Source organism: Bacillus nitroreducens (assembly GCF_964021195.1).
On the sequence record NZ_CAXHYI020000003.1, the window covers coordinates 190,672 to 217,276 of the forward strand.

The window sequence follows — 26,605 nt, forward strand, 5'->3', positions numbered from 1 at the left end:
ATACGAAAAAGTTTTCTACTATGAATGCTAAAAAATAGCCCGTTCCCGAGAATGGGAAGGGCTATTGTTAACTGCTTAATGCCAGATACTGATAGGCGATATCCATATTGTCTTTTAATTTTTCTGGATTATCGTGGTAAACGACTTTTCCTTTACTTAAAATGTATACATCATCAGCAAAAGTTAAGGCCGTTGAAATATTTTGTTCGACAAGTAGCATCGACATTCCTGTTTCTTTCAAAGCTAATAAAACATCCATTACTTCACTTACCATTAATGGTGATAGTCCCTCGGTAGGCTCATCGAGTAACAGGATTTTGGGATTTCGCATTAATGCTCTACCAATGGATAACATTGATTGCTCTCCTCCACTTAATGTCCCTGCATAGGATTTTTCACGTTCTCTTAGACGAGGAAAATAATTAAAAACTTTCCCTAGATTCCATTCTCCCTTTTTGTGGTCAGCAAAAACGGTTAGATTTTCAGTTACGGTTAAGTTCGGAAAAATTCTTCTTCCTTGAGGGACAATTCCAATTCCTTTTTTGGCAATTTGATGACTAGGGAGTGAAGCTATATTTTGCCCTTCAAAGAGGATGTCCCCCTGAACTTTATCAACAAAACCAATGATAGAACCTATTGTTGTTGTCTTTCCCATACCATTTCTTCCAAGTAAAGTAGCCACCTGTCCTTCCTTTACTTCAAGGCTAACTCCATGAAGGATATGGCTTGAACCATAAAAACTATTTACATCCTTTAGTTTAAGCATACCTAGCCTCCTCCCGACCCAAGTATATTTCCTTCACTTCTTCATTTTCTCGAACTGCTTCTGGTGTGCCATCCGCGATTAATTTTCCACTGTGGAGTACAATTACACGATCCATGTTTCCAAATAACACATCAATGTCATGTTCAATCATACAAATCGTAACTTCTTTTGGTAGCTTATTTATCAGGGCAATGATTTGATCCGTTTCGACCTGTGACATACCTGCCGTTGGTTCGTCTAGAAGAAGGAGCTTAGGTTTGCCTGCAATAGCCATTACAATTTCAATTTGCCTTTGAACACCATATGAAAGCTCTTGTACCTTTGTATCGCTATACATTTCAAGGTTCCATTCTTGCAATAAGGTTTCTGTTTCTTCATGAAGTGCACGATAGTTTCTTTGAGTTACCTTCTTCCACCATTGAATATGCTCATTTCTCATTTTCTGCAAAACGAGGAAAACATTTTCCCTTACTGTTAATCCAAACATCAAATTGTTCTTCTGAAAGGTTCGAACAATTCCATTTTCCGTCCTTTTATAATTAGGAACCTTTGTTATATCCTGTTCAAAATATGAGATAGACCCACTAGTCGGATTTAAATCTCCTGCAATCATATTGAAAAAGGTTGTTTTCCCAGCACCATTTGGACCAATTAATCCAACTCGTTCTCCAACCGAAACGTCTAATGTAATATCCTCAATAACTTTTAATCCTCCAAAATGCTTTGATAAATGTTGAATCGAAAGAATTGTCGTCATTTCATATCCCACCTAACCATTTATCTTTGATTGCCGCTTCATTGGTTTAATCGCGTCCTCAATATATTGCTTCTCTACTGGATGGGGTTTTTCTTTAAAAATACTTCGTGTGAGACGAGAGAATAATCCTGCAATTCCAGCTGGTGCAAAAATGGTAAATAAGATAAAGGCGGTACCAATAATCATCATCCAGCTTTCCGTATACGAACTAATAATGGTCTCTAACACAACAATAAAGGCTGCGCCAATAACTGGTCCCCATAATGTTCCAGCGCCACCAACGAGCACCATAATCAGTACGGAACCAGAGACAGTCCAATACACATCTGTTGGGGCAACAAATCCATTGAAAAAAACATAAAGGCTTCCCGCTAATCCACCTAAAGTACCTGCAATCAAAAAGCTAATATTTTTATATAGCGAAGTGTTGTAGCCAATTGATTTCATTCGATCTTCATTTTCTTTTATCCCAATGAAGACATATCCTAGCGGAGATTGTAGGAGTCTATTAACGGCGAATATGACAATCGTGAACACAACTAAAGTAAAGTAGTAGATAAACACTTGGTTAGAAAGGATAAAATCCCCAAATAGACTTGGAGCAGGAATTCCTGATAATCCATTTGACCCACCAGTTACATCAGTCCATTGATAAATGATGGAATACACCATTTGAGAGCAAGCAAGTGTCAACATCAAAAAGTAAAATCCATGTGCTTTAGTAGACACAAAACCAATCAAAATCGCGAGCAAAAACGCGAGCAACATGCCAATTACAATCGTTAGAAACACATTTGTAGAAAGATGTGTTGCTGCAAGACCAGTTGCATAAGCCCCTGCACCGAAAAATGCGGCATGCCCCAACGAAACCAATCCAGTTTGACCGACTAAGATATTCAAGCTAATTGCAAATATCCCAAAGATTAAAATCTCCGTAAAAATATTTACATAGTAAAGAGAAACGAAAAATGGTGCAGCAACCATTAAGAAGAACAAGAGACTACCTTTGACCCATTGTTTGCCCATTATGCCCTCCTCCCTATCAATCCTTGCGGACGGATAATTAATACTGTGGCCATTAACGCGAATGTAATGATTAAGCTAAGTTCAGGTACATAAAAACGGCTAAATGTTTCGACCATCCCGACTAGAAGACTGGCTAAAATTGTGCCAGACACAGAACCAAGTCCTCCAACTACTAGAACAACGAGTGACAAGATAAGGATATTAAATTCCATTCCAGGAGCAACTCCTAGTATAGGTGAACCAAGTACTCCACCAATTCCAGCTAACAAACTACCGAAGAAAAAGACGAGTGTAAAAACAAGATGAATATTGACTCCTAGCCCACCGACCATCTCTTTATCCGATAATCCAGCACGTATGACAGCGCCCCATTTCGTTTTTTCTTGTGTATACCAAAGAACAGCAGCAATGATGATACCAACAACAATTAAAGCTAAACGGTAGGAAGGTATCATATTCCCCATTATTTCAACTGAATGGCTTAGGAATGCTGGAGGGTTTACGGTCATGATGTTTTTACCCCAAATCATAGCGAAGAGATCATGAAAGATGTAAGCAAGACCAAATGTTAATAATACTTGTGAAAGATGGCCTAGCTTATAGGTAGGCCGAAGTAAAATAATTTCTAAAATCAAACCGATAATGGCAATGACAAACGGCACAATTAACAGTGCAACCCAAAACGGTAGACCTGACTTAACTACAATGGAATAACCAAGGTAGGACCCTAATAAATAGAGAGAGCCATGGGCTAAATTTAATACTCCTAATATACCGAAAACAAGACTGATTCCACATGTAATAATGAAAAGGAGAAACCCATAGCTCAGTGCATTCATCAATTGTAAGACTAAAGTATCCATTCCTTAATCCCCCCTAACAGATGAAAAGAAAGAGGCAACAAATTATGTAAGATTTGCCTCCTTCTTTTTTTGATTCCTTATTTTCCTGGGTCTATTACTTCTGGTACAGTATCAATGACTTTATTTTCAGTTTTATCTCCATCAAGATATGTTTCGACAATATAAAGATTTTGAATGATTTGATGTGTTTCCTGATCAAACTTGATTGGACCTCTTGGACTATTAAGCTCTACTTTTGAAATTTCTTCTACTAATCTATCAGGATCTGAAACATCTCCGTTCAATGATTCAATTGCCTTTGCTATTATTGCTGCTGCATCATATCCTTCTGCGGATTCAATACTTGGCCTAGCATCGTATTTTGCTTCATATGCCTCAACAAATTTTTTATTTTCTGGAGTATCTAGGCTGTAATCCCAGAAGATAGAAGCAATGATTCCTTCAGGGGCCGTTCCTTGCTGTGGACGAGTATCCTCGGCTGTTAACCAACCAGAACCGATTAACGGTATCTTTCCTTTTAATCCATATTGCTCGTATTGTTGAACAAAGCGAATTGCATCGGTACCAGCAAAGAATGCATAGACACCATCGATATCATCACGATTCATCTTAGTTAAGTAAGACGAAAAGTCATTATTCCCTAATGGTGCAAATACTTCCTCAACAATTTCTCCACCTGCTGCGGTGTACGCATCTTTAAACGCTGCTGTAGCCTCATGACCAAATGCATAGTCAGCAGCTGTTAAATAGATTTTTCCACCAATATTGTCATATGCCCATTGACCCATAGAGTGTCCAATTTGGTAGGAAGAGAAGGATGAACGCCAAATATAATCACTGCGCTTTGATCTAGTTAAATCATTTCCACCTGCATGTGAAACAAGGAATGGTAATTTGTTTTTATCGACCTCATCACGGATTGCATATGCAACTGCAGTACTAATTGGACCTGTTAAAATGTCAATTTTGTCCTGTTCCATTAATTTTCGAAGCTTGCGTAATGATACTTGTGGGTCCGCCTCAGTATCCTCATGTATGATTTGTATTTCTTTACCAGCTACTTCCCAGCCGATTTCCTCAAAATAAAGTTCCATCCCATTCATCACATTTTCGCCAAGTGATGCATATACACCTGTTGATGGTAACAAAGCTCCAATCTTAATAGGCTCGTCACTTGAAGGATCAGAAGTTGTTGGTTCGCTATTCTCATCCTTTTCGCTATTTTTAGTTGTAGTGCTAATTGCCCCTGAGCTACATGCTGAAAGTAATAGAACAAACGCCAACATGATCAACCAATTTCTTTTTACTCGTTTCATGTTTACCCTCCCTCATTTTGAAAACGCATTCATTTTTGACCCTCTTTTGGTACGAAAATTGTAAAAAACAATTATGGAATTGTATATGTACGGATCACTCCTTTCAAACTTTTTAATATTTTGAATATTATTATAGTTATTACTATTAGAATATTCAATACACATTTAAAACTTTCATCAAAAAAACGTAATAAATTTTATCTATTTACATAAAAAAATGAGGGGGTCTTAAAATAAAGGTTCAGCAAACGCCGAACCTTTAGTTAATCAAAACCTCGATATATTCTATATTCAATGTATTTTTCTTCTATTCACAAACGTGTTTTTAGGTCATTTCGAACGAGATAGTATATTATGTTATTTTTCCTTCCGTATTCGATACAACTTTTTATACTCTCAGTTTAAAACGTTGCATCTTACCAGAAGCTGTTTTAGGAATTTCTCTCATAAACTCTATTATTCTAGGATACTTATATGGTGCTAGATTTGCTTTTACATATGCTTTTAATTCAGCTTCTAATTCTTCAGATGGGGCAACCCCTTCTTTTAAAACAATACATGCTTTTGGAAGGTCTAGATTTTCTTCCGTCTTAACACCCACTACCGCCACTTCAAGAACGGCATCATGCTTAAGTAGGGTTGCCTCGACTTCAACAGGAGATACCCAGATTCCGCCTACTTTCAACATGTCGTCAGAGCGACCTGAATACCAAAAATAGCCCTCTTCATCTTTATAATATTTATCGCCTGTATACATCCACTCACCTTTGAGTTTTTTCTGATTTTCAGCAATGTTCGCCCAATAACCACCTGTTAGGCTCTCGCCTTTTATCACTAGGTCACCAACTTCATTTGGTCCTAGTTCCTTAAAGTCGTCATTGACAATGATTGCCTCGTATCCTGGAACAGGTTTCCCAGTACTTCCTGGACGAATATCGCCAACTCGATTCGAAATGAAAATATGTAGGGCTTCAGTTAGGCCAATCCCATCTAAGATATCAAGATTAAAGATTTGCTTCCATTTGTTCACAAATGTTTCAGGTAATGCTTCACCAGCAGATACACACACTCTTACTGATGATAAGTCAGGTATCTTACCTATACGTTCTACATAGTTAATTAAACTACCGTAGAGTGTTGGAACTCCAAAAAAGACCGTTGGTTTTTTCTTTTCAAGTGTTTCAAACACTTTTTCAGGTGTAGGACGTTCCTTTAATAGAACGGTTGTAGCCCCAGCTCCTAATGGGAAATACATGCCATTTCCAAGCCCATAGGCAAAAAAGAGTTTCGAAGCAGAGAAGGTAATGTCATTTTCGTTGATCCCCAAAACTTGTTTTGCATATGTGTTATAAGCTGCTTCCATACTTCGTTGATGATGGATGACACCTTTTGGGTTTCCAGTACTACCAGAACTATAAAGCCAGAATGCGGGGTCATCTTTCACTGACATGAATGACTCAAGATTTGGTGATGCATGATTGATCAGTTCATGGAAATCAATTTCATTTTCTTCCACAGATGTGTTTTCTGTGATGACAATAACATGCCGAAGAAAGACAAATCGTTCTCTATTTGCCTTAATTTTGCTCCAAAGATCCTCATGAATTACCAGTACCTTCGAACGACTGTGGTTTAATAGATACTCATAATCCCCAGGCTGTAACATGGTATTAGTTGGAATGGGAAGTGCACCAATTTTTATTGCACCATAAAAGGCTACTATATTCTCAGGGGTATCGTGCATAACCATTAGCATACGGTTTTCATTTTCCACACCCAATCCTTTGAGAGCGTTTCCAAATTGATTGACGCGATATAATAACTCTTGATAAGTGACCTGTTCATCTCCACACACAATGGCTACCTTATTCCCAAGGCCATTCCGTACATTTTCTTCAATAAATCGGTCGGCTGCATTATACTTCGAGGTAATTCCTTTTAAATCCGAAGCAAATTTTATCATATTTTCCTCCTTATCTATCATGATTGATAGGTACATTTCAATAGTGGAGGTAAATGATTACCTCCACATGTTTGGAGTTACTCATAGATGATAGTAGATATTGGCACTGTATAAATAGTGCTATAGCAGCGATAAAGAAAAATCCCATAGATTGAAGTTTAATATTTTTTAGTGCAAGTGTTTATAACTATTAGCACTATATAAATAGTGTTTTTTAACCAAATAATAGAATGGCATTTGTGCCATCTTCATTAGTAAAACAATATTATATACCTTGCCAGTTTGGTTCGCGTTTCTCAATAAATGCACTTAACCCTTCTTGTGCATCTTGTGAACGGAATAATAGGTTCTGAAGCTCACCCTCGTAACGGATGGCTACATTAAGTGGCATTTCTTTACCGTTCATAATTGATAGTTTAATATTAGATGTAGCATATGTTGCACTGTTTGCAATCTTTTGCGCATATTCTAATGTCTTTTCTCTTACTTCTTCTTGTGGATATAAACGATCAACTAATTTTATAGCCAATGCTTCTTGTGGAGTTAATGTTTCACCAGTTAGGTTTAAATCTAGAGCCTTTGAGTGTCCTACTTGGCGCGCTAGACGCTGTGTTCCCCCAGTTCCTGCTAATACACCTAGTGAAACTTCAGGTAATCCAATTTTCCCGGCCTGGTCACCCATGAAGCGTAAATCACATGCTAGAGCCATTTCTAATCCGCCTCCAACAGTATGACCCTCTAGGCAAGCGATCCAAATTTGTGGAGAACGTGCAATTTTATCTAATGTTTCGTTACAGAACAAGCAGAATTGTGTTTTAAAGCGTGGCTCAGCAGATTTTAAGAAATTGATGTTTGCACCTGCTGAAAAGAACTTTGGCATATCACTCATTAATACAACTACTTTTATATCATTGTCAAAACGAATATCATCAATTGCTGCATTTAATTCTTTGTAATACTCAAGATCATAGGCATTTGTTTTGTTCACATGCATGTGGATTTCTGCAATTCCATCTACTTTTTTCACGGTCAGATTTTTCGTTTCTAGATTGATTGTCATTATTACACTCCTCCATTATTCGAAAATTATTTATATATACTATATTCTGAAAATATTTAATGGTTTTTCACCATTGTACGAGACAACACTCTTCGTTTCAGTATACAAATCGAGGGTTTCCACACTTAATTCTCTTCCAAAGCCAGATTGCTTATAGCCACCAAATGGCGTTCCTGGGAAAGCTGAAATTGGACAGTTTACCATGACGATTCCTGCACGAAGACCTTCAGCAATCCGATGTGCTCGACCATGGTCCTTTGTCCATACTGCTGATCCAAGTCCAAAAATAGAATCATTGGATTGTTTTAACACATCTTCTTCATCTTTAAATTTCATAATGACGACGACTGGCCCAAAGACCTCTTCTTGAGAGATTCGCATATCATTTGTTACATTCCCGATAATCGTCGGTAAATACCAGTATCCTTTTTCAAATTCGCCACCTTCTGGTCTTTTTCCTCCATAAAGAATTTCTCCACCCTCTTCAATTGCCAATTTAACATAGCTATCGACAACCTCTTCATGCTCTTTAGAGATAAGGGCGCCCATATGTGTTTCCTTATTAAAAGGGTCTCCAACTTTAAGCCTTTTCGCTTTTTCAATAAATTTCTCCACAAATTCATCGTAAATTTCTTCATGAACAAATAATCTTGAGCGTGCTTCACAGGATTGACCTGTATTATAGAAGATTCCATAGATTGAGCCCGCTACTGCCCCATCAATATCAGCATCATCAAATACAATATTCGGGGATTTTCCACCCAATTCTAAAGTAACACGCTTTAAGTTTGTTGAAGCTTTTGCCATTATGTCTTTACCAGTTTCTGTTTCCCCTGTAAAGGCTACTTTATCCACACCAGGGTGAGTCGTTAAGTATGGACCAATTACTGAACCACTACCTGTTATGACATTCACCACACCAGCTGGAACTCCCGCTTCGTGACAAATATCAGCAAGCATATAGGCTGTAATTGGAGTATGTGAAGCAGGCTTGAGGATGACCGAACATCCAGCAGCAATTGCGGGTGCAATTTTCCAAGCGGCCATCATTAATGGATAGTTCCACGGAATGATCTGTGCACAGACACCAACAGGTTCTTTAACAGTGTAGTTAAAAAAACCATTCGGTACAGGATTTGTACGTCCACCAAAGGTTGTTATGGCACCTGCATAAAATTCAAAATCCTCGATCGCTTGACCTATTTGTCCCTTTGCAGCGGCGACCGTTTTTCCACTGTTTAATACTTCGGCCTCGATTAGATCATCGAAGCGTTCACGCATAATTGCAGCTATTTTGTTTAGAACCCTCGCTCTTCTTGCTTGTGGCATTTTGGGCCATTTTCCATTTTCAAATGCGTTCCTTGCTGCATCAACAGCGCGGTCTACGTCTTCTTTCGTTGCTTTTGCTACTTTTGCTAACACTTCACCAGTTGCAGGGTTAAAGGTTTCAAAGTATTCATTATTGCTACTATTTGAGTATTCTCCATTAATCAATAGTTGGTATGTTTCTTTTAATTCAACCATAGATGTCGTTTTCACTCCCTACATTTTCTCTATAATTGTTGCGATTCCCTGACCAACGCCGATACACATGGTCGCTAATCCATAACGCACGTCTCGTTTTTGCATCTCATGAACCAGTGTAGTCACAATTCGTGCACCGCTACATCCTAATGGATGCCCTAATGCAATCGCACCACCATTGACATTCACTTTATCCATATCAAGTTCTAGCTCTCTCATACATGCAACTGATTGTGCTGCAAATGCCTCATTTATTTCAATTAAATCGAGATCCTGAACAGTTAGACCTGCTCTTTGTAATGCTTTTCTTGTCGCTGGTACTGGACCAATTCCCATATAATCTGGATGAACTCCACTAACTGCAGAGGTTACAATTCGTGCGATTGGTTTTAACCCGAGCTTTTCTGCAAGATTCTTCTCCATTACGAGAATCGCACTAGAACCATCATTGATCCCTGATGAGTTCCCAGCAGTAACTGTCCCATCCTTTCGGAAAACGGGCCTTAGCTTTGACAGGGTTTCCAAAGTAGTTTCTGGGCGTGCATGTTCATCTTCCTTAAAAAGAAGAGGCTCTCCTTTTCTTTGTGGAATTTGAATTGGCACGATTTCATCATTGAATCTTCCGCTTTGAATGGCTATAGTTGCCTTTTGCTGGCTAAGAAATGCAAGCTCATCCTGCTCCGACCTTGAAATACGATATTTTTCAGCGACATTTTCAGCCGTATCTCCTAAACTAATCGGAGGATACATTTCATTCATCTCTGGGTTAATCAGGCGCCAGCCAAGCATCGTGTCATGTAAGGTTTGATTTCCTTTAGCATTTGTCACTTGAGGTTTCATCATTACATAAGGAGCACGAGTCATGCTTTCTGTTCCTCCTGCAATAAAGACATCACCTAATCCTGATTTAATTGCAGCAGCAGCCTGATTTACTGCCTCAAGTCCAGAACCGCAAAGACGATTCACCGTTACACCTGGTATCGAAACTGGCAAACCAGCCAGCAACAAGCCCATTCTCGCCACATTGCGATTATCTTCCCCCGCTTGATTTGCACATCCGAAAAATACATCTTCAATCAGAGTGGAATCTAGGTCAACACGCGCCATTAGCTGTTTGATTACATGTGCAGCAAGATCGTCTGGTCGTATACTTGTAAGTGAACCATTTAGTTTTCCAATAGGTGTTCGTACAGCATCAATTATGACAGCTTCTCTCATACTGAAAGCTCCTTGTGCGGTTTTGATAATGATAAAAGCATTTGTCTTTTTCCCCACCAATCCAGCCAGCATATACAAGTTTTCGAATAAGGGGAGCTGGTCGATAGCGCTCCTCTCCTATTTCACGATACAATCCGCTTAAAACTGCATAAATATCGTCAAGACCGATTTCCTCGGCCCATTCAAGTGGACCCTTTGGATAATTGGTGCCTTTCCTCATTGCTAAGTCAATACTCTCCGCCTCTGCTGTTTGCTCTGTTAAAGCATAAGCGGCCTCATTAACGATCATTGAAAAAATCCTCGGGAAAACGAGTCCGACCTCATCTTCCACAAGTTCTATCTCCTGATTAATCATTGTAAAAATAGTTTCAGCATCTTTCACATAACCTGGTTCAGCCTGTATTGGCACCGCCACTTCAATTAAGCTACCTTCATTAAAATTTGCAAAAGTTCCAAATCCTAAGACTCTATCAGGATTGGTTACCCAGGATGCCACTTCCGTTGCTGTCACGCCTAGTGTTGTTGTTAAAATTAATGTAGTTTGTGGAACAATGGCCTCAATTTCATGGATTCGACGTTTCTTTTCTTCCTTATCCATATTTGTTGTTTCAATCACAACATCGACTTTGGTATTTTGTAACTGCGAATCTACCAAATTTACTTGAGGGTTAACCTGGAACACGCTAGAGAGTTCTTTTGCTAGTAAATTATCGCCAACAATGAGAACGGATTTAGTTGTCATATTCGAAGAACCCTCCCTTTGTTTTTCTTCCTAGGCTACCTGATTGCACCATACGCTCTTGATAGTAATGTGGACGGAATCTACTTTCTCCGTGGAACCCTTCATATACCGATTTTGTAGTTGCGAAATTAATATCAATTCCGATTAAATCCTGTAATTCAAAAGGACCCATTTTAAAATTTCCTGCACGTTTCATAATTCGATCAATCTGTTCGACTGAAGCAATCTTATCATTCATAATACGTAATGCTTCATTGTAAAATGGTCTTGCCACACGATTAACAATAAAACCAGGAGTATCTTTACACGTCACTGGGCTTTTATGAATTGTTTTTGCAAACTGAGTAAGAGTTTCAACAGTTGAGGTAGCTGTTTTTAAACCCTTTACCACTTCTACTAGTGGCATGATTGGTGCTGGATTGAAAAAGTGCAAACCTGCGATTCTTTCTGGATTTGTACTCTGGCCAGAGATTTCTGTGATCGAAAGGGAGGACGTATTCGACACCAAAATCGAATCTTTCGAACAGATTTCTTCTAACTGTGTAAAAATGGAACGTTTAATGTCCAGTTTTTCAGGCGCTGCTTCAATGACCAACTGACAGTCAGCAAATGAAACCATATCCGTTGTAATACCCAAGTTCTTTTTTGCTTGGTGTGATGCTTCGATACTCATTTTTTCTTTATCTACTAATCTATCTAACTTTGATTCTATCGCTTCTCTTGCACGTGTGACCGTTACTTCATCAATATCAAAAAGAATGACGGGATACCCATTTTGTACAAGTAGTTGAGCTATTCCTGCTCCCATAGTTCCTGAACCGATAACTCCTACTTTTTTAATTTGCTGCATCATTTTTTAATCCTTTCTGGAGGATGTATTCTACTTAGCCGCATTTTCTTTCTGCCATCGAATATATTCGAATACACTCTTACAATCATTGCAATAGTATTGCCTGACTAATTGGGCAGTACCAAAGGATGAAATCCGCTTTACATTCTCAGATGAACAAAACGAGCATTGAACAGTTTCATGATTAGCCGACATTTGTTTTCGCCACATCCTTTGAAACTTCGCTAATTTGAGATTCAAATTGCTCTACTAATCTTGCATCCTTTGGAATAATGTTCTCAGTAACGAGATACAAATCATTCTCTACCTTAATTAACCATTCCTTCGCTTCTTGGGCTGTTTTTGATATGGCTTCTCGACATCTTCTTGGAATGGATCCCTTATCGAGCAATAGTTGCTGGCACCAGTTTTTCGAATAGATCAGATGCTCCTGCTGTTCCTTTAGCAATTTTGTAAAAGGTGGTTTCACATTTGGGTTGTTTGCATCAATCATTGTTCGCATTACTAGGTCAATGGCAACATTGGTTACGTAAAGACCAGCGATAAGTTCAATCCAATTTGCGATATTAACATTCTGTTGGAAGGCCTTTCCTGTCTGATGTTTAACTTCTTTCCTAATACCTGTTAGGTCAGAAACCCAACGATACAGAAGTCTAGAATGTCCTAATTCCTGCTGCGCCATCGCAATCGATGACAGTGTAGCTTCCAAATTGGGACCACTAATTCCAACTTCAACTAAACGATCTCCTAAAATGAATTTATTATCAGCTATTGTTTCGCCTAGTTCTATTAACGATATATGTTCCTTAGTCATCGGTCCCACTCCTTTGCAAATAATGGTTCTGGTCTTCGAACATTCACCAGTGCTTCTTTTTTCACAACATACATCTCAACCCAGTCTTCTTCATCGTAAATATACTGAGCATAAATTTTTGCTAAATCATCATTAACCGCTTTAAAGGTTCCCACATGAGTTAGTTCATCCCCTCGATTAATTCGAGTGAAAAGAAGGTAATCTTGTTTGGTTGCTACTTCAACTGTCATGAACTTACCCCCCAGTGTTTTAATTTTTTCTTTCCTTCTTCACTTAAGTTCGCTGTAGTCCAAGGCGGATCCCAAACAACTTGGATGTTTACATCCTCTATTTCTTCTTCTTGTAACAAACGTTCTCTAATATCGTTTTCGATCCATTGCATGCAGGCACATCCAGTAGATGTGTAAGTCATCACCACTTCTAAAACGCTTCCAAATTGGGTTATATTATAAATTAATCCCATGTCCACTACACTTATAGGAAACTCAGGGTCCATAACCTCCTTAAGTGCATCCCAATATTTTGTGGTTGTTGGTTGTACGTTTTGGATGATTCCACTCATGTTTACGCCTCCTCTGCTCTCATTTTTTCTAACTCCCAAGCCCCTTTTTGAATTCTATTCACAAACTCTTTATTTTGAGGGCCTCTTTGTTTAAAGCGTTCAATCGCTCCTTCCCATGTATCAGGTTGATCTGTTAACCACTTCTTGTTTTCTGCATCAAATTTACAAGGGAATGGGACATCTATAACATATTTGCCTTGGTCTTCGTCGTAATGTGCGGGTACTTTAACTCCAATTGACTCACAGAATGGGACAGCCGTTGATAACCACTTTTGTCTTAGTTCATCGTTACTTCTTCCTTTTAATCGATACTCTAATTGTGCCGAACGGCTCTTTAAGTTATCTGCAACACCGAAAAATTCAAGTGCCATTAAAAACATCCAATCCACAGCATCTTGGACTTGCTTTGCCGTTTCTGGATTCTTCATTGCATTTTTCATAATAATCTCACCGTTGCGAAGGTGGAATAACTCTTCTTTATCTACCTTTACAAGAGCACGTTTCCAAGGTCCGTAAGAAGTATGTTCATATGCATCACCTAAAAGTGTGTATCCTGAACGATCAAACAGTCCATTAAAGACACCTAGTTCAACCCAGTTATCTAATTTGAAGTCGAATGCATATGGATTTTTCCATCTATTTGCCGGTCTATGGTAGAGCATTTCATCTGTGTTTTCGCCAAGGTCTTCTAACAAGCGGTAAGCGATATGTGCATGACCAATTTCATCTTGCATAACGGCTAGAGCGGTAATTTTATAGTTTAAGTTTGGGGCTTGATCGTAGACAGTCAATAGTGGTGGCACGCTAAGTAATTCAGTATCTCCTACAATCACAAGTGTTTGCTTTAACGCTTTCAAATACTCATCATTCATATCCTCCATGCGTTCAACAATGAAACCATTCTGAACTTTTTCCAGTAATACCTCAGCTTCTTTTAAACTCATCAATGAACACCTCTTTGTATTACGTTTTTTTAACTATCGTCTATATATTGTAATATAGAATATTAAAAATTGTTTGTCAATATGTTTATAATGTTTTTTAGACGTTAATTTAAAAATCATAATACATTCTTTGTTTTAGAGATATTTATAGATTGGTGGATGTGGGACTTTCTACAGGTCCGACCTTTTTATTCGGGGCTTCAACAGTGGAAATTCATATTTAAAAAAACCCAAGATTGCTAGTAAAGAATACTAGCATCTTGGGTTTACCAATTCTTTTATTGCTATTTTCCTAGTTTATCTGCGACCTGAAATAAACAAATGTACCGCCGCTTCGCTTTGTTATTCGTCCCTCACGTTCTAAGTAGTTTAGGTGAGCAATTGTTTCAGCAATTGCAAAACGCCACTGATGCGGATTAAGTTCCCTATAAGCGAACAGTACTTTTGCAATTTCGTAGGTTGTTTTTTGATCCGCTAAACGTTCAATATAGGTTAGTCGTTCGTGATGATGCTCAATCAGTTCATCGATTCGTTCATTTACATTCAGAACAGGTGCATGATGGGCAGAGTAAATCTTCTTTATGACATACTTTTTCAATTTTCGTAAGGAGTCTATATATTCATGTAATGGATGTTGACTTGCACCTGGCCATACACTAATATTTGGTGTAATTTTTTCAAGAATATGGTCTCCACCAATTAGAATCTCTTCCTCTTGCTGATAAAAACAAATATGACCCGCACTATGTCCAGGCGTGTGGATAACTGACCAATGTTTTTCGCCAAACACAACCTTGTCTTCAATTGGTTTTACAACAGGCAACGGAAGCACATTCTTATGTAATTTATCCATATGTTCAGAGATTCCATCTGCTAAATCTTCAGGAACTCCGTGCTTTACTACCATTTCATGCATTCTTGAAACTTGAGTGCTATTTTTTCCCCAGACACGTTCAATCATTTCTGCATCTATTTCATGCATATAAAGATTCGCGCCAGTTAACTCTTGCATCCAACCAGAAAGCCCTGAATGATCTGGATGGAAGTGTGTAAGATAGATCGTATGAATTTCTTTAGGTGCTATTCCTAAATGGTCAAAAACCACCTGCCATGCATCTCGAGCTGCTTTATAATTTAACCCTACATCAATCATCACATAGCCATTATCTTGTTTAAAAAGATAACAATACACATACTTCATTGGGAACGGGACTGGAATTCCCACTCGATAGCCACCAAATTCTATTTTTTCAATATTCATGGCTCACCTCTATAAACGTTAAATGTAGATCTCTCCGAATGGATTAATTGCTTTATCTCGTTCTATTTGAATTTCACGATCTGGAGCACCTTCAAAAACAGATTCAAAGTAACGGATTGACGGGATTGATAATAGCTGATGTATATTCCAGAATAATTCTCGAGCTTTAATACCAATCCAGCCTTCTGGTAGTAAATCTCTTGGAAAGCCCGGGTCCTGGAAGAGAAATTTCCGATATTCATGGACAAGAACTGTTTTTTCAATAAAACATTCATCATCCTTTAACGTATTATTTAATGCTTTTTCACGTAGGTACTCAAATTTAGGAGTGAATTTTTCTATAAATGTTTGATATTCTACTTTCACCATATTTAAGTCCCACCCGATGTCAAGAATGCTTTGGTTATCATGTGAAACGATAGAAGATGATGTAAATAAAAATGCGTATTCCTCAATCTCATATTCCTTAATCATTTCAAGAACCTGTTCCTCAACTGGATTTGGTGATACCAACGTACTATTTGTAAGATTACCAAACCCCGTCCAAATCAGTTCTTTTCGGATTTTATTACGAATTTCACGTTTTTCCTCTGGAAATGAGTATGTGAGAATTCTCCACTTTTGATCCCATGTGTGATTTTGTGTTGCATATACTCTGCTTACCCCTTCATCAACACGGCCTTTCGAAGTTGGTGAATAATAACTTTTCTTTCCAACTTTTCGTACTTTGAGTAAGTTATTCTGCACCATTCTAAAAATAGCTCCTCGAACTGACGATTCGGATATACCAAACTGTTTCATCAATTCAATTAAACTGCCAACCCAAATTTCTCCTCCATAATATTTAATATACTCACCGTATAGCGTAAACATTAAGGATCTTGGTTTCATCTTTAGTCACACACCTATGATTTATTATTTTTTGAAATTGTTTGTTTCTTTTATTATAGAGGATTTTGGAATTTATGCATTAAAAAGTGGTCTTTTCCCTGTTTCATTTGTATGAAGGTCTTCTCTTAGTATAGAAAGCACGTCTTCTGGTATTGGTACCGCTTTAATCTCATCTGGTGTTTGTCTGACCCATCCTCGGATTTCATACCCATGTCCTGTTCTTGTTTCTCCTCTAAATACCTCGTGTTTTAACTGAATGGTTTTCGTTTTTATTTCTTCGACCTCTGTTCGAATGGTGATAATATCATCATAAAATAATGTTTTTTCAAAAATACATCTTGCATCAAGCATTGGTAAAATGATTTGTCGTTCTTCTTCCAGCTTATTAGGCGATAATCCACAACTTCTAAAGAATTGGTGACCTGCAATATCAAACCATTTGAAGTAGTTAGGGTAGTAGACAATACCTGCTTTGTCCGTATCCCCCCAGTTCACGATAACTTGAAATGTATTTGACCTCATATACAATCCTCCTAGTGTTAAAAAGGCTCGGGAAAGTTCACCGAACCTTTTTAAATCCATTAGAATATATAAACTATTTTAAAATAGCGATATCGGAATTTCCGATATCGCTTTTCATTCAGTTGACTATATCCCGCATTAACAGACAGTCCCTCTACTTAAGAACCTCAAAGTATTAATTGGATAAGTGGGGCGTAAAAACACGACTACATTAACTAAGATAAAGAACGTCACATCATGTGGCCTCAACTATAATCAATTAGGAATGAGCAAGACTAAGAAGCATAGTTTCTGTTCAAACCGTCATTCATGTGAGAGATCATAGCCTGTTATTTTATTGTCCACTCCAGTTCGGTTCACGCTTTTCAATGAATGCGCTCAGCCCTTCTTGTGCATCTTGTGAACGGAATAGTAGGTTCTGAAGCTCGCCCTCATAACGAATGGCTACGTTAAGTGGCATTTCTTTACCATTCATAATTGATAGTTTTATATTAGATGTGGCGTAAGTTGCACTGTTGGCAATCTTCTGCGCATATTCTAATGTTTTCTCTCTTATTTCTTCTTGTGGATAAACTCGGTCAACTAGATTAATATCCAAAGCTTCTTGCGGGGTTAATGTTTCACCTGTTATATTTAGGTCAAGAGCTTTAGAGTGTCCTACTTGGCGAGCTAGACGCTGTGTACCCCCAGTTCCTGCTAATACACCTAGCGAAACTTCAGGTAAACCAATTTTTCCGGCCTGGTCACCCATGAAGCGTAAATCACATGCTAGAGCCATTTCTAGGCCGCCTCCAACAGTATGACCCTCTAAGCAAGCGATCCAAATTTGTGGAGAACGTGCAATTTTATCTAATGTTTCGTTACAGAACAAGCAGAATTGTGTTTTAAAGCGTGGCTCAGCAGATTTTAAGAAATTGATGTTTGCACCTGCTGAAAAGAACTTTGGCATATCACTCATTAATACAACTACTTTTATATCATTGTCAAAACGAATATCATCAATTGCTGCATTTAATTCTTTGTAATACTCAAGGTCATAGGCATTTGTTTTGTTCACATGCATGTGGATTTCTGCAATTCCATTAGCTTTTTTTACTGTTAATGTTTTTGTTTCGTTTACTGTAGTTGTCATTCTTCATTACCTCCTAGAGTCATATATTACGCTTTTAAAACTTTCGTAATTTATTTAAAATATACTGAATATTATTTTTATTATCAAATCTACAAATTGGTCATTTTTGCTAACAAATACTCTTTTTTCTCTAAAATACTCTTCTATTCTATCTTTTTTGTCGTTTTTTAACCGCTCGGAAAAAATACATAATTAACGTTTCAATTTGTGTTATTATGTACCTAATTACATATGTTCTATTAATAATGTGAAAATGGTTAAATTGTAGGAGGTACCAATGAAGGGAAATAGTATATTAAAAGATTTAAATGAAAATCTTAACATGAATACCGTTAGTTCTGGAATTGTGGCTGCTATTTTTGGTTGTACAGGTCCTGCCCTTATTATTATCGGAGGCGCTTCAAGCGGCGGTCTTACCCATGCCCAAACCATTAGCTGGTTATTTGCCGTCTATTTCTTTGGAGGTCTATTAGGTCTAGTTTTATCTTTAAAATATAGGCTCCCCATTGCTGGAGCACATTCCATTGCTGGAGCCGTGCTAGTTGGAAGCGCTTTGTTACACTTTTCTTTACCAGAAGCGATTGGTGCCTACCTAATTTCAAATCTCATCGTCTTTATCCTCGGTATCACAGGGTTACTTAATAAGGTGATGAATTGGATACCGATTCCTATTGTGATGGGAATGATTGTAGGTATTATGATGCGATTTGCGATTGAGATGATTACATCTGTAGAAGTGTCTCCTTTTTTAGCTGGTTCGGCTATTTTAGTTTATTTACTATCGTCACGTTTATTTAAGAAGATACCTCCTGTGTTATCAGCATTAGTGGTCTCAGTCGTACTTGCTCTTGTGTTGAATGAATTTAATTTTTCAAATGTCCAAAGTTCGTTTGTACTTCCTCACCTAGAAATACCGACTTTTAGTTTACATGCCGTTTTTTCACTTTCTATCCCTCTTGCAATCGTAATTATTTGTACAGAAAATGCTCAATCAACAGGAATCTTAATGTCAAAAGGGTATAAACCTCCAATTAGTGCAATGGCAGTTTTCGGCTCATTTTTTGGATTTTTTGCATCCTTTTTCGGAGGACATGCCGTTAATACTGCTGGTCCTATGACAGCTATTTGCGCTTCTGATGAATCTGGAATAAAGGATGGCCGATATGCTGCTTCTGCTGTTAGTGGTGTACTGTTTGTTAGCTTTGGTTTATTTGCAGCATTTGTCGTTCCCTTTGTTATTGCCATGCCAAGTGTTATTGTGAGTACAATTGCTGGCCTGGCTATGTTAAATGTACTTTTATCATCTCTGAAAATTGCTTTTTCAGATTCTAAATTTCAAATGGGTGCCTTTTTTGCCTTTATTATCGGAATGTCTGGCGTGAACTACTTTAACATTGGTGCACCTTTATGGGCGATTGTTGGCAGTGTTATTGTCTCCCTATTAATCGAACGAAATGACTTCGAAAAGAAAATGAAAGCTGAAAACAATTTAAGACCGGGGGCTTAATCCCCCCAGTCTTTTCTCAAACTTATGCTTTTTTCAAAAAGTGTTCTAGAATGCGATTGAATTTTTCACTATGTTCCCAAAACATCATATGCCCACCAAGTACTTCGATCGCCGATTTAGGTGTAAGTTTCTTTGTATAAGCAACGGCTGTTTCAGCCCAATGCTCTGCAATGACTGTTAAGGTTGGAAGCGTCTCACTTGCTTTCTTTGCTTCTTCACGGTAATCCGAAAACATCCCATCCGCAAACAAACTAGCTGCAATGTAATACGGAGTATTCATAGACTGATCAACGATCCAATTTAATTCTTCTTTTGCAAGCTCCCTCTGAATCATAACCTGGGTTGTGTAATCTGTCATAAACTCTCTTTGCCCAGATGGGTTACGTAAATATGTCGTATGAATCGCAGCTATTGTGTCTAGTGGTCCTTCCACCCAATCTTCATGGTTCGTTGATAATGCTTTTGGGGGCATATCAACAAAAACAAAGGATTTAATATTTTCCAATCCATACTGTCTAATGTAGGCCCAAACGGTGGAACAACCAAATGACCACCCTACAAGCGTCGGGTTCGTTACATTCAATGCTTCCAATACTTTCGCTAAATCAGCCCCATGTGTTTGGTAATCATTTCCGTGTAAAGCAATTGTCGAACGCCCATGACTCCTAGGGTCTAAAACAATGACTCGATTTGTTTTAGAGAAATGCTCAACCTGCTTAGTAAAAACTTCGGTTGTAAAAGTAAACCCTGGAATAAACACAAGTGGCTCACCTTCACCAACGTCTTGAACAAACAATTCTACACCTTTGTCTACTTCAATAAACTTTCCTACTACGTGTTCCAATCCTATCCACCTCATTTCAAAAATATCAAGGATGCAACTCTTTTCGCTGCTTGTATTACTTATTCTTGATATCAGACCAAAATCCCTTTTGATGGTTTGTTTTTTGATTAATGAAAAGCGGTGTTTCTTGTCAGCTGTTATTATATTTTAAAAAGCGTAGCACATACTAAGTGGAGAATCTATTGGGGGTGTTTAGAATTGAACATCGATATCACATCTATTTATGAGAACATGCCGGATTTTACGAATCATTTGGAAGCCAGGGAATGGTTTAAAAATGAGTTTAAAGATCGATTTTTTTTAAGAACTCACAATGATCACGACGGTAAAATGACTTATTATTACCATATTGTCAAGGACCCAGAGACATATCAAAGATACATGGAGAGCTTTGCAAGTAATGAAGACCGGGAAATCACAGAAATGTCCACATTTGAAAGCTACACAACAGTAGAAATTACAGAGGATGGAGATGTGAATATTACCCTATAGAGAAAAGGAGGTTCTGTGTCTATGAACCTCCTTTTCCATTTAGACTGTTTCTTTGTCCTTCAATTCCCTATCATCAAGCATGAATTCAGTCATGTCGCATTTATTTAATGGGCGGCTGAATAAATAGCCCTGAACTTCATCGCACCCCATATTCACAAGGACGCTGTATTCTTCCCAAGTTTCAACTCCTTCTGCAACGATATTCAATTGAAGACCATGGGCAATATCAAAAATTGATTTTACCATTAACGCCTTTTTATCATCTTGATCAATATGATGTATAAACTGTCTGTCAATTTTGATCTCGTCAATTGGAAGCTGTAGTAATTGATAGAGAGAAGAATATCCTTTTCCAAAGTCATCTATTGAAATTTGAACACCTAGATCTTTAAGTTTTCGAATTCGATCAGCAACCAGTTGTTGATCGGAAATAAACACACTTTCAGTTATTTCAAGCTTTAAATATTTTGGCTCTAATTGAGAATCTGCCAACGCCTTCTTAACCATCGAAACGACATAATCCTGTTGGAAATGTTTCGCGGATAAGTTTACAGAGATTGGAACTTTTAGAAAACGCTCCTCTTGCCATTGTTTGTTTTGTCTACAAGCCCTTACAAGCGACCACTCATCTAATTGCGAAATGAGCCCAATATCCTCTGCAACTTCGATAAAAACTGCTGGAGATACACTTCCTAGCTGTGGGTCATTCCAGCGAAGCAATGCTTCAACCCCAGTGATGGTACTTCTTGAAACTTTTGGCTGATAATATTGTTCGAATCCCCCATTGTTCAAAGCAGTCCGTAATGCGTTTTCGATCACTAGGCGCTCTTGGAATTTATATTTCATGGATTCATCAAAAAATTGAACAGTATTTCCACCTTTGTCTTTGGACATATACATAGCAATATCTGCATATTTCACTAATGTATCCAGGTCTTCTCCGTCATCAGGGTATACACTTACCCCAATACTTGCTGTAATATATTGGTCTTGACCCGCTATTGTAAAATAAGTTGAAAACTCTTTGACAATCATCTGCAAGGTTTTATTAATTTCTTCCCTATTTCTTGCGGTATGTACAACAACAAATTCATCTCCGCCAAGTCTGAAAACTTGCCTATATTCTTCCTGCAACTTCATTAACTTTCTTCCTGTCAATTTTAGAAGCATGTCACCAGCATCATGTCCCAACGTATCATTGATTTGTTTAAATTGATTTAGGTCAAGGAAGATAATGGCTATCTGTTGTCCTGATTCTTTACGAATCAATTCTCGAACATATTTCTGGAAAAAATAGCGATTTGGTAAAAAAGTTAAGCTATCGTAGAAAGCTAGTTTATGGAGCTTATCCTCGGATTCCTTTAATCTCGCTGTTTGCTCTCTTAAAATTTTGTTCATCTCAATGCTCTCTTGAAATTGTTCCTTTAACTTATTCCCCATCTCTTTTAAATTATTACTTAGCACACGAAGCTCAGAAATCGATCCTTGTGGCCACTGGATATTTTCAGATGAATGAAGCTTTTCTGGTAGGCCTGTTGTAATCTGTGTGAGTAGCTTCAAATGATTGGTGAGCAAGCGACTTACCATCATAATAAATAGGATGGCCGCAACGGCAAGTAGCAGTAAATATTTAAGCTGATCAAGCGATATTTCAAAGATTTCTTGCTGATACTGACCAATTGGATATTGCAGCATGATTTGAAAAGTGTCCGTGTTCCTTGTATAAAAATAAAAGGCATCATTCCATTTCGTAACAGGATGTACATCCCCTGCTCTGACTGGGAATGCCTCAAACAGATTAGGTGATATTTCCCTGATCCGATATTGTTTTAGATCAAGATTAAGAGAGGATGTTGATGCAATCACATGATCTTCATTATCGAGAATATAAATGTTACTGTCTGGATTCTTATTTCTCCAAATCATCTCAACAATCTGGCTTATGTCAATTGTATTGCCATGTTCCAATCGATGTAGTTCATTTTCAATCCGATTGACTCTTGCTTCACCTGCTTTTACAACATCCTTTTTAATATCTTCGAATATATTGAGAGTATTTGTAATCACACTGATAAAAAAAGGGACAAGGATTGTAAAGATGGTAATTTGAGATAGAAATTGGTGGATAGAGACATTATTTTTATTCACTCGGTTATTCTTTACTAATTTATAAAATGGTAAATAGGCTAATAACATATCTGCGATTAATACATTAAAAAGACCATTTGTAACATCTTTGAATATTAGAAAGTAGAGTGCCGTACCAGATATAGATTCTCGGAAATTGAAATACAATAATGCAATTCCGATTAACAACCAAAAAAATACATCAACGAAAAACATTTTTGCTTTTCTCCTTCGTAAGAAAAAAGCACCAACAAAAACAACTTCCACAAGCATGATGCCTGTAAGGTAAAAACTATCGGAAAAAGTTATGTTAAAGAAGATGGTTATAAGACCCGTTATAATGGCTGTGACATAGCCAAAAATACGAAGTATTAAGAACATAAAGATACTAGCAAAAGTAAATGTAATTCCATACAAGAGAGAAAGTTCAAAATGAGAGGCTAATAAAACCAATCCCATTAGGGCTGCTAATAGGATCCTGTCGATATTTTGTTTACTTTTCGTAGGTATAAATCCTATCATAAGTCTCCCCTAACTAATTTGTAAGATAAAAAACGACATTTTTATTATGGATATGATTATAATATCATAATTCCCACGAACTTTTTGCTTATTTTACCTACTTCCTTTATAAAAAAAGAGCAACTCACCACATGGTAAACTGCCCTTTTTAGTGAAGCTTTCGCAACACTTCTTATTCTGTTATAAGTCCCTGTGTCCATGTCTTTACACCATCATCCTCTACAAATTCAATAATGACATCTGTCACTCCTTTGATGGCTTGTATCTTTTCTTCGATTCGATTTTTTATTTCAAATGCTTCTTTTACAGTTAAATTTGAATCAATGACAAGCTTCATTTCAATGTGAAAGTTTTCTCCTTCTGACATTGCATACAAGGTGTGTATATCTTTGATTTCAGGATTAGTAAAAATAAATTCAGCAATTTTATTTTCCAATTCTTCGTCTGCTTCACCTAACACTCCTTTCGCATTGTCTAAAAACACTCTTCCCACTACATAAAACATCATCAGACCAATAATAATAGAAGCAATTCCTTCTGCGGCATGCCACCTGGCATAATAAGAAAGTAAAATACCTATAATTGCTATGATACCACCAAGAGTTGCAACTAAATCTTCCATAAAAACAAGCTCTGTTGCAGGGGTAGCCCTTTTTAAATTCACAAAGCTTTTACGAACAATCCCAAACCCCTTTGCTTCTACACCTGCTTCATGAAGAACTTCCTTCATTGCCTTAAATAGAACGTACATCTCTAAGATTGCTGCCAATCCCAAAACAGAAAGACTAATGGCTATTCCAGTTGATTCGGTTGGATGGATAATATGATGATATCCTTCTTTAATGGTTTCATAACTCATAATCCCTACGATAAGTACAGCAAAAAGTAAGACCAGATTTACAAGTCGGCCAAAACCATTTGGATAGTTTTCTGTCGGCATTTTTTTACTTAATGCACTGCCAATATAGACAAAAAACTGGTTAGCCGCATCACCCAAGGAGTGCATCGTTTCCGCAAACATCGCAACATTACCTGTGAAGAAATAGGCGACTCCCTTAATGATTGCAATGATGGTATTTACGATTGAAGCGATCAGTGAAGACTTGTTTCCATTTCTTAATAAACTCTGTTTTTTTGACATAGTGTCCTCCATCAAACATTCTTAGTAATACTTGTAGTATTTATTACTTTTGAAAAATTTATTGGAGGAAATTAGAATTAGTAAGTTTGTTCTTCTACTCTTGAATTTAAAAATGCCTGACCCAAGTTAATCAAACACATGTATAAGGCAACTAAACACGTGTTTTACATGACCTATATCCCAACTATAGGTTCAAGTAAATTAAAAACCTGCCCGTATTTTGGGGCAGGTGACAATTTTTATGATTCTTTAATGAGTAGCGCAACTGCTTCAACATGCACCGTATGTGGGAATAAATCCACTGGTTGTACAACTTTTAGAGTATATCCAAATGGTTCAAGTTCTTTAATATCAGTTGCAAAAGTTTCTGGATTACAAGAAACATAAACAATGCGTTCAGGCTGTGAGCGACCAATTCTTCTCATCACCTTACCACCAGCACCTGAGCGTGGAGGATCTAGTAAGAGAAGCTCTGGTCTTCCAAAACTCTCAAGCACTTCGTCAATTCCTTTTCGTGCATCCTTCGCTAGGAAATACGTGTTTGATAAACCATTGTCACTCGCATTTCGTTTTGCTGACTCAATAGAGCTTTCAACGATTTCAATCCCTGCAAGCTTTTCAACACGGCTTGCAAATGGTAGAGAAAATGTGCCAACACCACAGAAAAGATCAATCGCCTTTTCTGTTTTCTTCGGTTCTCCCATATCAACTGCAAGATCGACTAATTTTTGAGCTTGTGTTGGATTAGTTTGGAAGAATGTATCAAACCATACACGGAAACGATACCCATCCATTTCATCATATATAAAGTCACGACCCGCTAAGACATGCGTTTTCTCTGATTGAGTTCTGTCGGCCCAGTCTGTGTTCTCAAGCCATAATAGGCTTTTTACCTCTGGGAATTTTTCTTCAATACGTTTTACTAAATCATCTGCTGCTTCCTTTAGATTTCCCTCTGGAGCTTCTGTCGCAAACAGTGCTAGCATGATTTCTCCCGTTACAAAAGACTGTCTAACCATTAAGTGACGAAGAAGTCCTTCATGACGGTCTTTGTTATATCCTGGTAGCTGATGGTCTTTCGCCCATCTTGCTACTTCCATTGCACCTTCAACCATTTCTTCACCTGCAATCAGACAGGTCTCAAGAGAAATGATATTTCGGAAATTTCCTTGTTCGTGCAAACCAAGTGCACCTTCAGGTGAAAAGGTAAATTCCATTTTGTTGCGATAATGCCAAGGATTATCCATTCCGATCGTCTCTTTCACAAGATCTGGATTAAACCCTTGTGATTCCACTTGTCGTTTCACATATTCGGTTTTGTACTGAAGTTGTCCTTGATAATCCCAATGCTGCCACACACAGCCACCACATTTTTCAAAATGTGGACAAGGTGGTGCAACCCTTTGTTCGTTTGATGTTAGGATTTCTTCAGCCGCGACCTTTCTTCTCTTACGGTCTGGCTGGTCTACCGTTACACGAACTTTCTCTCCAATTAAGGTTTGTGGAATCGTGAGCTTTAACTTCTTTTTGTTGCCATGTTCATTCTCACGCCAAACAACTGCCTGGCCAGAACCCTTTTCATCTAATTTTTTTATATCAACAATCATTGTTTCAGGTTTTGTTACTGCCAAATCATGTTCCTCCCTCGGAAAAAAGCTAGATACCTATACATAGTTTTATTTAAGTGGTTTTTTGGTCTTTAAATTTAGAAGTATAGTCCATTTCTATCCTATTTTACAACATCCTAACCAAGTATAAAGC

26 protein-coding genes are annotated in these 26,605 nt (G+C 37.7%); 2 read left to right on the forward strand and 24 right to left on the reverse strand.

The window, feature by feature from the left end; translation table 11 throughout:
• Positions 1–67 precede the first annotated feature (67 nt).
• From ACWPVE_RS04805 to ACWPVE_RS04900, 20 genes are all read right to left on the reverse strand, one after another.
• Positions 68–766, reverse strand: a complete 699-nt coding sequence (locus ACWPVE_RS04805; RefSeq protein ID WP_453991181.1) for an ABC transporter ATP-binding protein — start codon at positions 764–766, stop codon at positions 68–70.
• Positions 759–1,523: an ABC transporter ATP-binding protein gene (locus ACWPVE_RS04810; RefSeq protein ID WP_453991183.1), complete on the reverse strand. Its 765-nt coding sequence runs from the start codon at positions 1,521–1,523 to the stop codon at positions 759–761. The genes ACWPVE_RS04805 and ACWPVE_RS04810 overlap by 8 nt, the downstream gene beginning before the upstream one ends.
• Positions 1,524–1,535: 12 nt before the next feature.
• Positions 1,536–2,549 carry a branched-chain amino acid ABC transporter permease gene (locus ACWPVE_RS04815; RefSeq protein ID WP_453991185.1) on the reverse strand — a complete coding sequence of 338 codons (1,014 nt, stop codon included), beginning with the start codon at positions 2,547–2,549 and terminating at the stop codon, positions 1,536–1,538.
• Positions 2,549–3,412 (reverse strand): branched-chain amino acid ABC transporter permease, encoded by an 864-nt coding sequence (locus ACWPVE_RS04820; protein WP_453991187.1) that lies wholly within the window; start codon positions 3,410–3,412, stop codon positions 2,549–2,551. The genes ACWPVE_RS04815 and ACWPVE_RS04820 overlap by 1 nt, the downstream gene beginning before the upstream one ends.
• 77 nt (positions 3,413–3,489) lie before the next feature.
• Positions 3,490–4,728 carry an ABC transporter substrate-binding protein gene (locus tag ACWPVE_RS04825; protein WP_453991189.1) on the reverse strand — a complete coding sequence of 413 codons (1,239 nt, stop codon included), beginning with the start codon at positions 4,726–4,728 and terminating at the stop codon, positions 3,490–3,492.
• Positions 4,729–5,116: 388 nt separating this feature from the next.
• Positions 5,117–6,691, reverse strand: coding sequence for a benzoate-CoA ligase family protein (locus tag ACWPVE_RS04830; RefSeq protein WP_453991191.1), 1,575 nt, complete (start codon positions 6,689–6,691; stop codon positions 5,117–5,119).
• 265 nt (positions 6,692–6,956) lie between these two features.
• Positions 6,957–7,751 carry an enoyl-CoA hydratase/isomerase family protein gene (locus ACWPVE_RS04835; protein ID WP_453991193.1) on the reverse strand — a complete coding sequence of 265 codons (795 nt, stop codon included), beginning with the start codon at positions 7,749–7,751 and terminating at the stop codon, positions 6,957–6,959.
• Positions 7,752–7,790: 39 nt separating this feature from the next.
• Positions 7,791–9,275 (reverse strand): aldehyde dehydrogenase family protein, encoded by a 1,485-nt coding sequence (locus tag ACWPVE_RS04840; RefSeq protein WP_453997362.1) that lies wholly within the window; start codon positions 9,273–9,275, stop codon positions 7,791–7,793.
• An 18-nt stretch (positions 9,276–9,293) separates the two neighbouring features.
• Positions 9,294–10,493: a thiolase family protein gene (locus ACWPVE_RS04845; protein WP_453991196.1), complete on the reverse strand. Its 1,200-nt coding sequence runs from the start codon at positions 10,491–10,493 to the stop codon at positions 9,294–9,296.
• The gene (locus ACWPVE_RS04850) at positions 10,471–11,235 is read right to left on the reverse strand and encodes a 3-hydroxyacyl-CoA dehydrogenase family protein (protein WP_453991198.1); all 765 of its coding nucleotides are present in this window, start codon (positions 11,233–11,235) and stop codon (positions 10,471–10,473) included. The genes ACWPVE_RS04845 and ACWPVE_RS04850 overlap by 23 nt, the downstream gene beginning before the upstream one ends.
• Positions 11,225–12,085 carry a 3-hydroxyacyl-CoA dehydrogenase NAD-binding domain-containing protein gene (locus tag ACWPVE_RS04855; protein WP_453991200.1) on the reverse strand — a complete coding sequence of 287 codons (861 nt, stop codon included), beginning with the start codon at positions 12,083–12,085 and terminating at the stop codon, positions 11,225–11,227. The genes ACWPVE_RS04850 and ACWPVE_RS04855 overlap by 11 nt, the downstream gene beginning before the upstream one ends.
• 30 nt (positions 12,086–12,115) lie before the next feature.
• Positions 12,116–12,295: a PaaD-like zinc ribbon domain-containing protein gene (locus ACWPVE_RS04860; protein ID WP_453991202.1), complete on the reverse strand. Its 180-nt coding sequence runs from the start codon at positions 12,293–12,295 to the stop codon at positions 12,116–12,118.
• A complete protein-coding gene (locus tag ACWPVE_RS04865; protein ID WP_453991204.1) occupies positions 12,270–12,899 on the reverse strand; it encodes a Phenylacetic acid catabolic protein in 630 nt (209 codons plus the stop codon). Before ACWPVE_RS04865 ends, ACWPVE_RS04860 begins: the two co-directional genes overlap by 26 nt.
• On the reverse strand, positions 12,896–13,129 hold the full coding sequence (locus ACWPVE_RS04870; RefSeq protein WP_453991206.1) for a hypothetical protein: 234 nt from the start codon (positions 13,127–13,129) through the stop codon (positions 12,896–12,898). The genes ACWPVE_RS04865 and ACWPVE_RS04870 overlap by 4 nt, the downstream gene beginning before the upstream one ends.
• Positions 13,126–13,461 carry a metal-sulfur cluster assembly factor gene (locus ACWPVE_RS04875; protein ID WP_453991208.1) on the reverse strand — a complete coding sequence of 112 codons (336 nt, stop codon included), beginning with the start codon at positions 13,459–13,461 and terminating at the stop codon, positions 13,126–13,128. Before ACWPVE_RS04875 ends, ACWPVE_RS04870 begins: the two co-directional genes overlap by 4 nt.
• Positions 13,462–13,463: 2 nt before the next feature.
• Entirely contained in the window at positions 13,464–14,405 is a 942-nt protein-coding gene (locus ACWPVE_RS04880) for a Phenylacetic acid catabolic protein (RefSeq protein WP_453991210.1), read from the reverse strand.
• Positions 14,406–14,697: 292 nt separating this feature from the next.
• Complete coding sequence (locus ACWPVE_RS04885) at positions 14,698–15,666, reverse strand: MBL fold metallo-hydrolase (RefSeq protein ID WP_453991212.1); 969 nt, start codon at positions 15,664–15,666, stop codon at positions 14,698–14,700.
• An 18-nt stretch (positions 15,667–15,684) separates the two neighbouring features.
• On the reverse strand, positions 15,685–16,557 hold the full coding sequence (locus tag ACWPVE_RS04890) for a PaaX family transcriptional regulator (RefSeq protein ID WP_453991214.1): 873 nt from the start codon (positions 16,555–16,557) through the stop codon (positions 15,685–15,687).
• Between the two features lie 72 nt (positions 16,558–16,629).
• Positions 16,630–17,079, reverse strand: a complete 450-nt coding sequence (locus ACWPVE_RS04895; protein ID WP_453991216.1) for an acyl-CoA thioesterase — start codon at positions 17,077–17,079, stop codon at positions 16,630–16,632.
• Positions 17,080–17,413: 334 nt separating this feature from the next.
• The gene (locus ACWPVE_RS04900) at positions 17,414–18,211 is read right to left on the reverse strand and encodes an enoyl-CoA hydratase/isomerase family protein (RefSeq protein WP_453991218.1); all 798 of its coding nucleotides are present in this window, start codon (positions 18,209–18,211) and stop codon (positions 17,414–17,416) included.
• 277 nt (positions 18,212–18,488) lie between these two features.
• On the opposite strand from ACWPVE_RS04900, the gene ACWPVE_RS04905 reads away from it, so the two are divergent.
• Positions 18,489–19,718, forward strand: coding sequence for a benzoate/H(+) symporter BenE family transporter (locus ACWPVE_RS04905; protein WP_453991220.1), 1,230 nt, complete (start codon positions 18,489–18,491; stop codon positions 19,716–19,718).
• Positions 19,719–19,740: 22 nt separating this feature from the next.
• On the opposite strand, the gene ACWPVE_RS04910 is transcribed toward ACWPVE_RS04905, so the two are convergent.
• Positions 19,741–20,562 (reverse strand): alpha/beta fold hydrolase, encoded by an 822-nt coding sequence (locus tag ACWPVE_RS04910; RefSeq protein WP_453991222.1) that lies wholly within the window; start codon positions 20,560–20,562, stop codon positions 19,741–19,743.
• Between the two features lie 198 nt (positions 20,563–20,760).
• Between ACWPVE_RS04910 and ACWPVE_RS04915 the strand changes: the two genes are divergently transcribed.
• Entirely contained in the window at positions 20,761–21,054 is a 294-nt protein-coding gene (locus ACWPVE_RS04915) for a hypothetical protein (RefSeq protein WP_453991224.1), read from the forward strand.
• Positions 21,055–21,093: 39 nt separating this feature from the next.
• Here the strand turns inward: ACWPVE_RS04915 and ACWPVE_RS04920 are convergent, their stop codons facing one another.
• The 3 genes from ACWPVE_RS04920 to rlmD all read right to left on the reverse strand — a co-directional run bounded on the left by ACWPVE_RS04920 (position 21,094) and on the right by rlmD (position 26,451).
• Positions 21,094–23,703: a putative bifunctional diguanylate cyclase/phosphodiesterase gene (locus tag ACWPVE_RS04920; protein ID WP_453991226.1), complete on the reverse strand. Its 2,610-nt coding sequence runs from the start codon at positions 23,701–23,703 to the stop codon at positions 21,094–21,096.
• 172 nt (positions 23,704–23,875) lie between these two features.
• Positions 23,876–24,844, reverse strand: a complete 969-nt coding sequence (locus tag ACWPVE_RS04925; protein WP_453991228.1) for a cation diffusion facilitator family transporter — start codon at positions 24,842–24,844, stop codon at positions 23,876–23,878.
• 239 nt (positions 24,845–25,083) lie between these two features.
• The gene (rlmD, locus tag ACWPVE_RS04930) at positions 25,084–26,451 is read right to left on the reverse strand and encodes a 23S rRNA (uracil(1939)-C(5))-methyltransferase RlmD (protein ID WP_453997364.1); all 1,368 of its coding nucleotides are present in this window, start codon (positions 26,449–26,451) and stop codon (positions 25,084–25,086) included.
• Between the last annotated feature and the right edge of the window lie 154 nt (positions 26,452–26,605).

What these genes read in the sequence shown, in the direction of transcription:
- ACWPVE_RS04805 (WP_453991181.1), bottom strand. Translation starts at nt 766, where the DNA reads ATGCTTAAACTAAAGGATGTAAATAGTTTTTATGGTTCAAGCCATATC.
- ACWPVE_RS04810 (WP_453991183.1), bottom strand. Translation starts at nt 1,523, where the DNA reads ATGACGACAATTCTTTCGATTCAACATTTATCAAAGCATTTTGGAGGA.
- ACWPVE_RS04815 (WP_453991185.1), bottom strand. Translation starts at nt 2,549, where the DNA reads ATGGGCAAACAATGGGTCAAAGGTAGTCTCTTGTTCTTCTTAATGGTT.
- ACWPVE_RS04820 (WP_453991187.1), bottom strand. Translation starts at nt 3,412, where the DNA reads ATGGATACTTTAGTCTTACAATTGATGAATGCACTGAGCTATGGGTTT.
- ACWPVE_RS04825 (WP_453991189.1), bottom strand. Translation starts at nt 4,728, where the DNA reads ATGAAACGAGTAAAAAGAAATTGGTTGATCATGTTGGCGTTTGTTCTA.
- ACWPVE_RS04830 (WP_453991191.1), bottom strand. Translation starts at nt 6,691, where the DNA reads ATGATAAAATTTGCTTCGGATTTAAAAGGAATTACCTCGAAGTATAAT.
- ACWPVE_RS04835 (WP_453991193.1), bottom strand. Translation starts at nt 7,751, where the DNA reads ATGACAATCAATCTAGAAACGAAAAATCTGACCGTGAAAAAAGTAGAT.
- ACWPVE_RS04840 (WP_453997362.1), bottom strand. Translation starts at nt 9,275, where the DNA reads ATGGTTGAATTAAAAGAAACATACCAACTATTGATTAATGGAGAATAC.
- ACWPVE_RS04845 (WP_453991196.1), bottom strand. Translation starts at nt 10,493, where the DNA reads ATGAGAGAAGCTGTCATAATTGATGCTGTACGAACACCTATTGGAAAA.
- ACWPVE_RS04850 (WP_453991198.1), bottom strand. Translation starts at nt 11,235, where the DNA reads ATGACAACTAAATCCGTTCTCATTGTTGGCGATAATTTACTAGCAAAA.
- ACWPVE_RS04855 (WP_453991200.1), bottom strand. Translation starts at nt 12,085, where the DNA reads ATGCAGCAAATTAAAAAAGTAGGAGTTATCGGTTCAGGAACTATGGGA.
- ACWPVE_RS04860 (WP_453991202.1), bottom strand. Translation starts at nt 12,295, where the DNA reads ATGTGGCGAAAACAAATGTCGGCTAATCATGAAACTGTTCAATGCTCG.
- ACWPVE_RS04865 (WP_453991204.1), bottom strand. Translation starts at nt 12,899, where the DNA reads ATGACTAAGGAACATATATCGTTAATAGAACTAGGCGAAACAATAGCT.
- ACWPVE_RS04870 (WP_453991206.1), bottom strand. Translation starts at nt 13,129, where the DNA reads ATGACAGTTGAAGTAGCAACCAAACAAGATTACCTTCTTTTCACTCGA.
- ACWPVE_RS04875 (WP_453991208.1), bottom strand. Translation starts at nt 13,461, where the DNA reads ATGAGTGGAATCATCCAAAACGTACAACCAACAACCACAAAATATTGG.
- ACWPVE_RS04880 (WP_453991210.1), bottom strand. Translation starts at nt 14,405, where the DNA reads ATGAGTTTAAAAGAAGCTGAGGTATTACTGGAAAAAGTTCAGAATGGT.
- ACWPVE_RS04885 (WP_453991212.1), bottom strand. Translation starts at nt 15,666, where the DNA reads ATGAATATTGAAAAAATAGAATTTGGTGGCTATCGAGTGGGAATTCCA.
- ACWPVE_RS04890 (WP_453991214.1), bottom strand. Translation starts at nt 16,557, where the DNA reads ATGAAACCAAGATCCTTAATGTTTACGCTATACGGTGAGTATATTAAA.
- ACWPVE_RS04895 (WP_453991216.1), bottom strand. Translation starts at nt 17,079, where the DNA reads ATGAGGTCAAATACATTTCAAGTTATCGTGAACTGGGGGGATACGGAC.
- ACWPVE_RS04900 (WP_453991218.1), bottom strand. Translation starts at nt 18,211, where the DNA reads ATGACAACTACAGTAAACGAAACAAAAACATTAACAGTAAAAAAAGCT.
- ACWPVE_RS04905 (WP_453991220.1), top strand. Translation starts at nt 18,489, where the DNA reads ATGAAGGGAAATAGTATATTAAAAGATTTAAATGAAAATCTTAACATG.
- ACWPVE_RS04920 (WP_453991226.1), bottom strand. Translation starts at nt 23,703, where the DNA reads ATGATAGGATTTATACCTACGAAAAGTAAACAAAATATCGACAGGATC.
- ACWPVE_RS04925 (WP_453991228.1), bottom strand. Translation starts at nt 24,844, where the DNA reads ATGTCAAAAAAACAGAGTTTATTAAGAAATGGAAACAAGTCTTCACTG.
- rlmD (WP_453997364.1), bottom strand. Translation starts at nt 26,451, where the DNA reads ATGATTGTTGATATAAAAAAATTAGATGAAAAGGGTTCTGGCCAGGCA.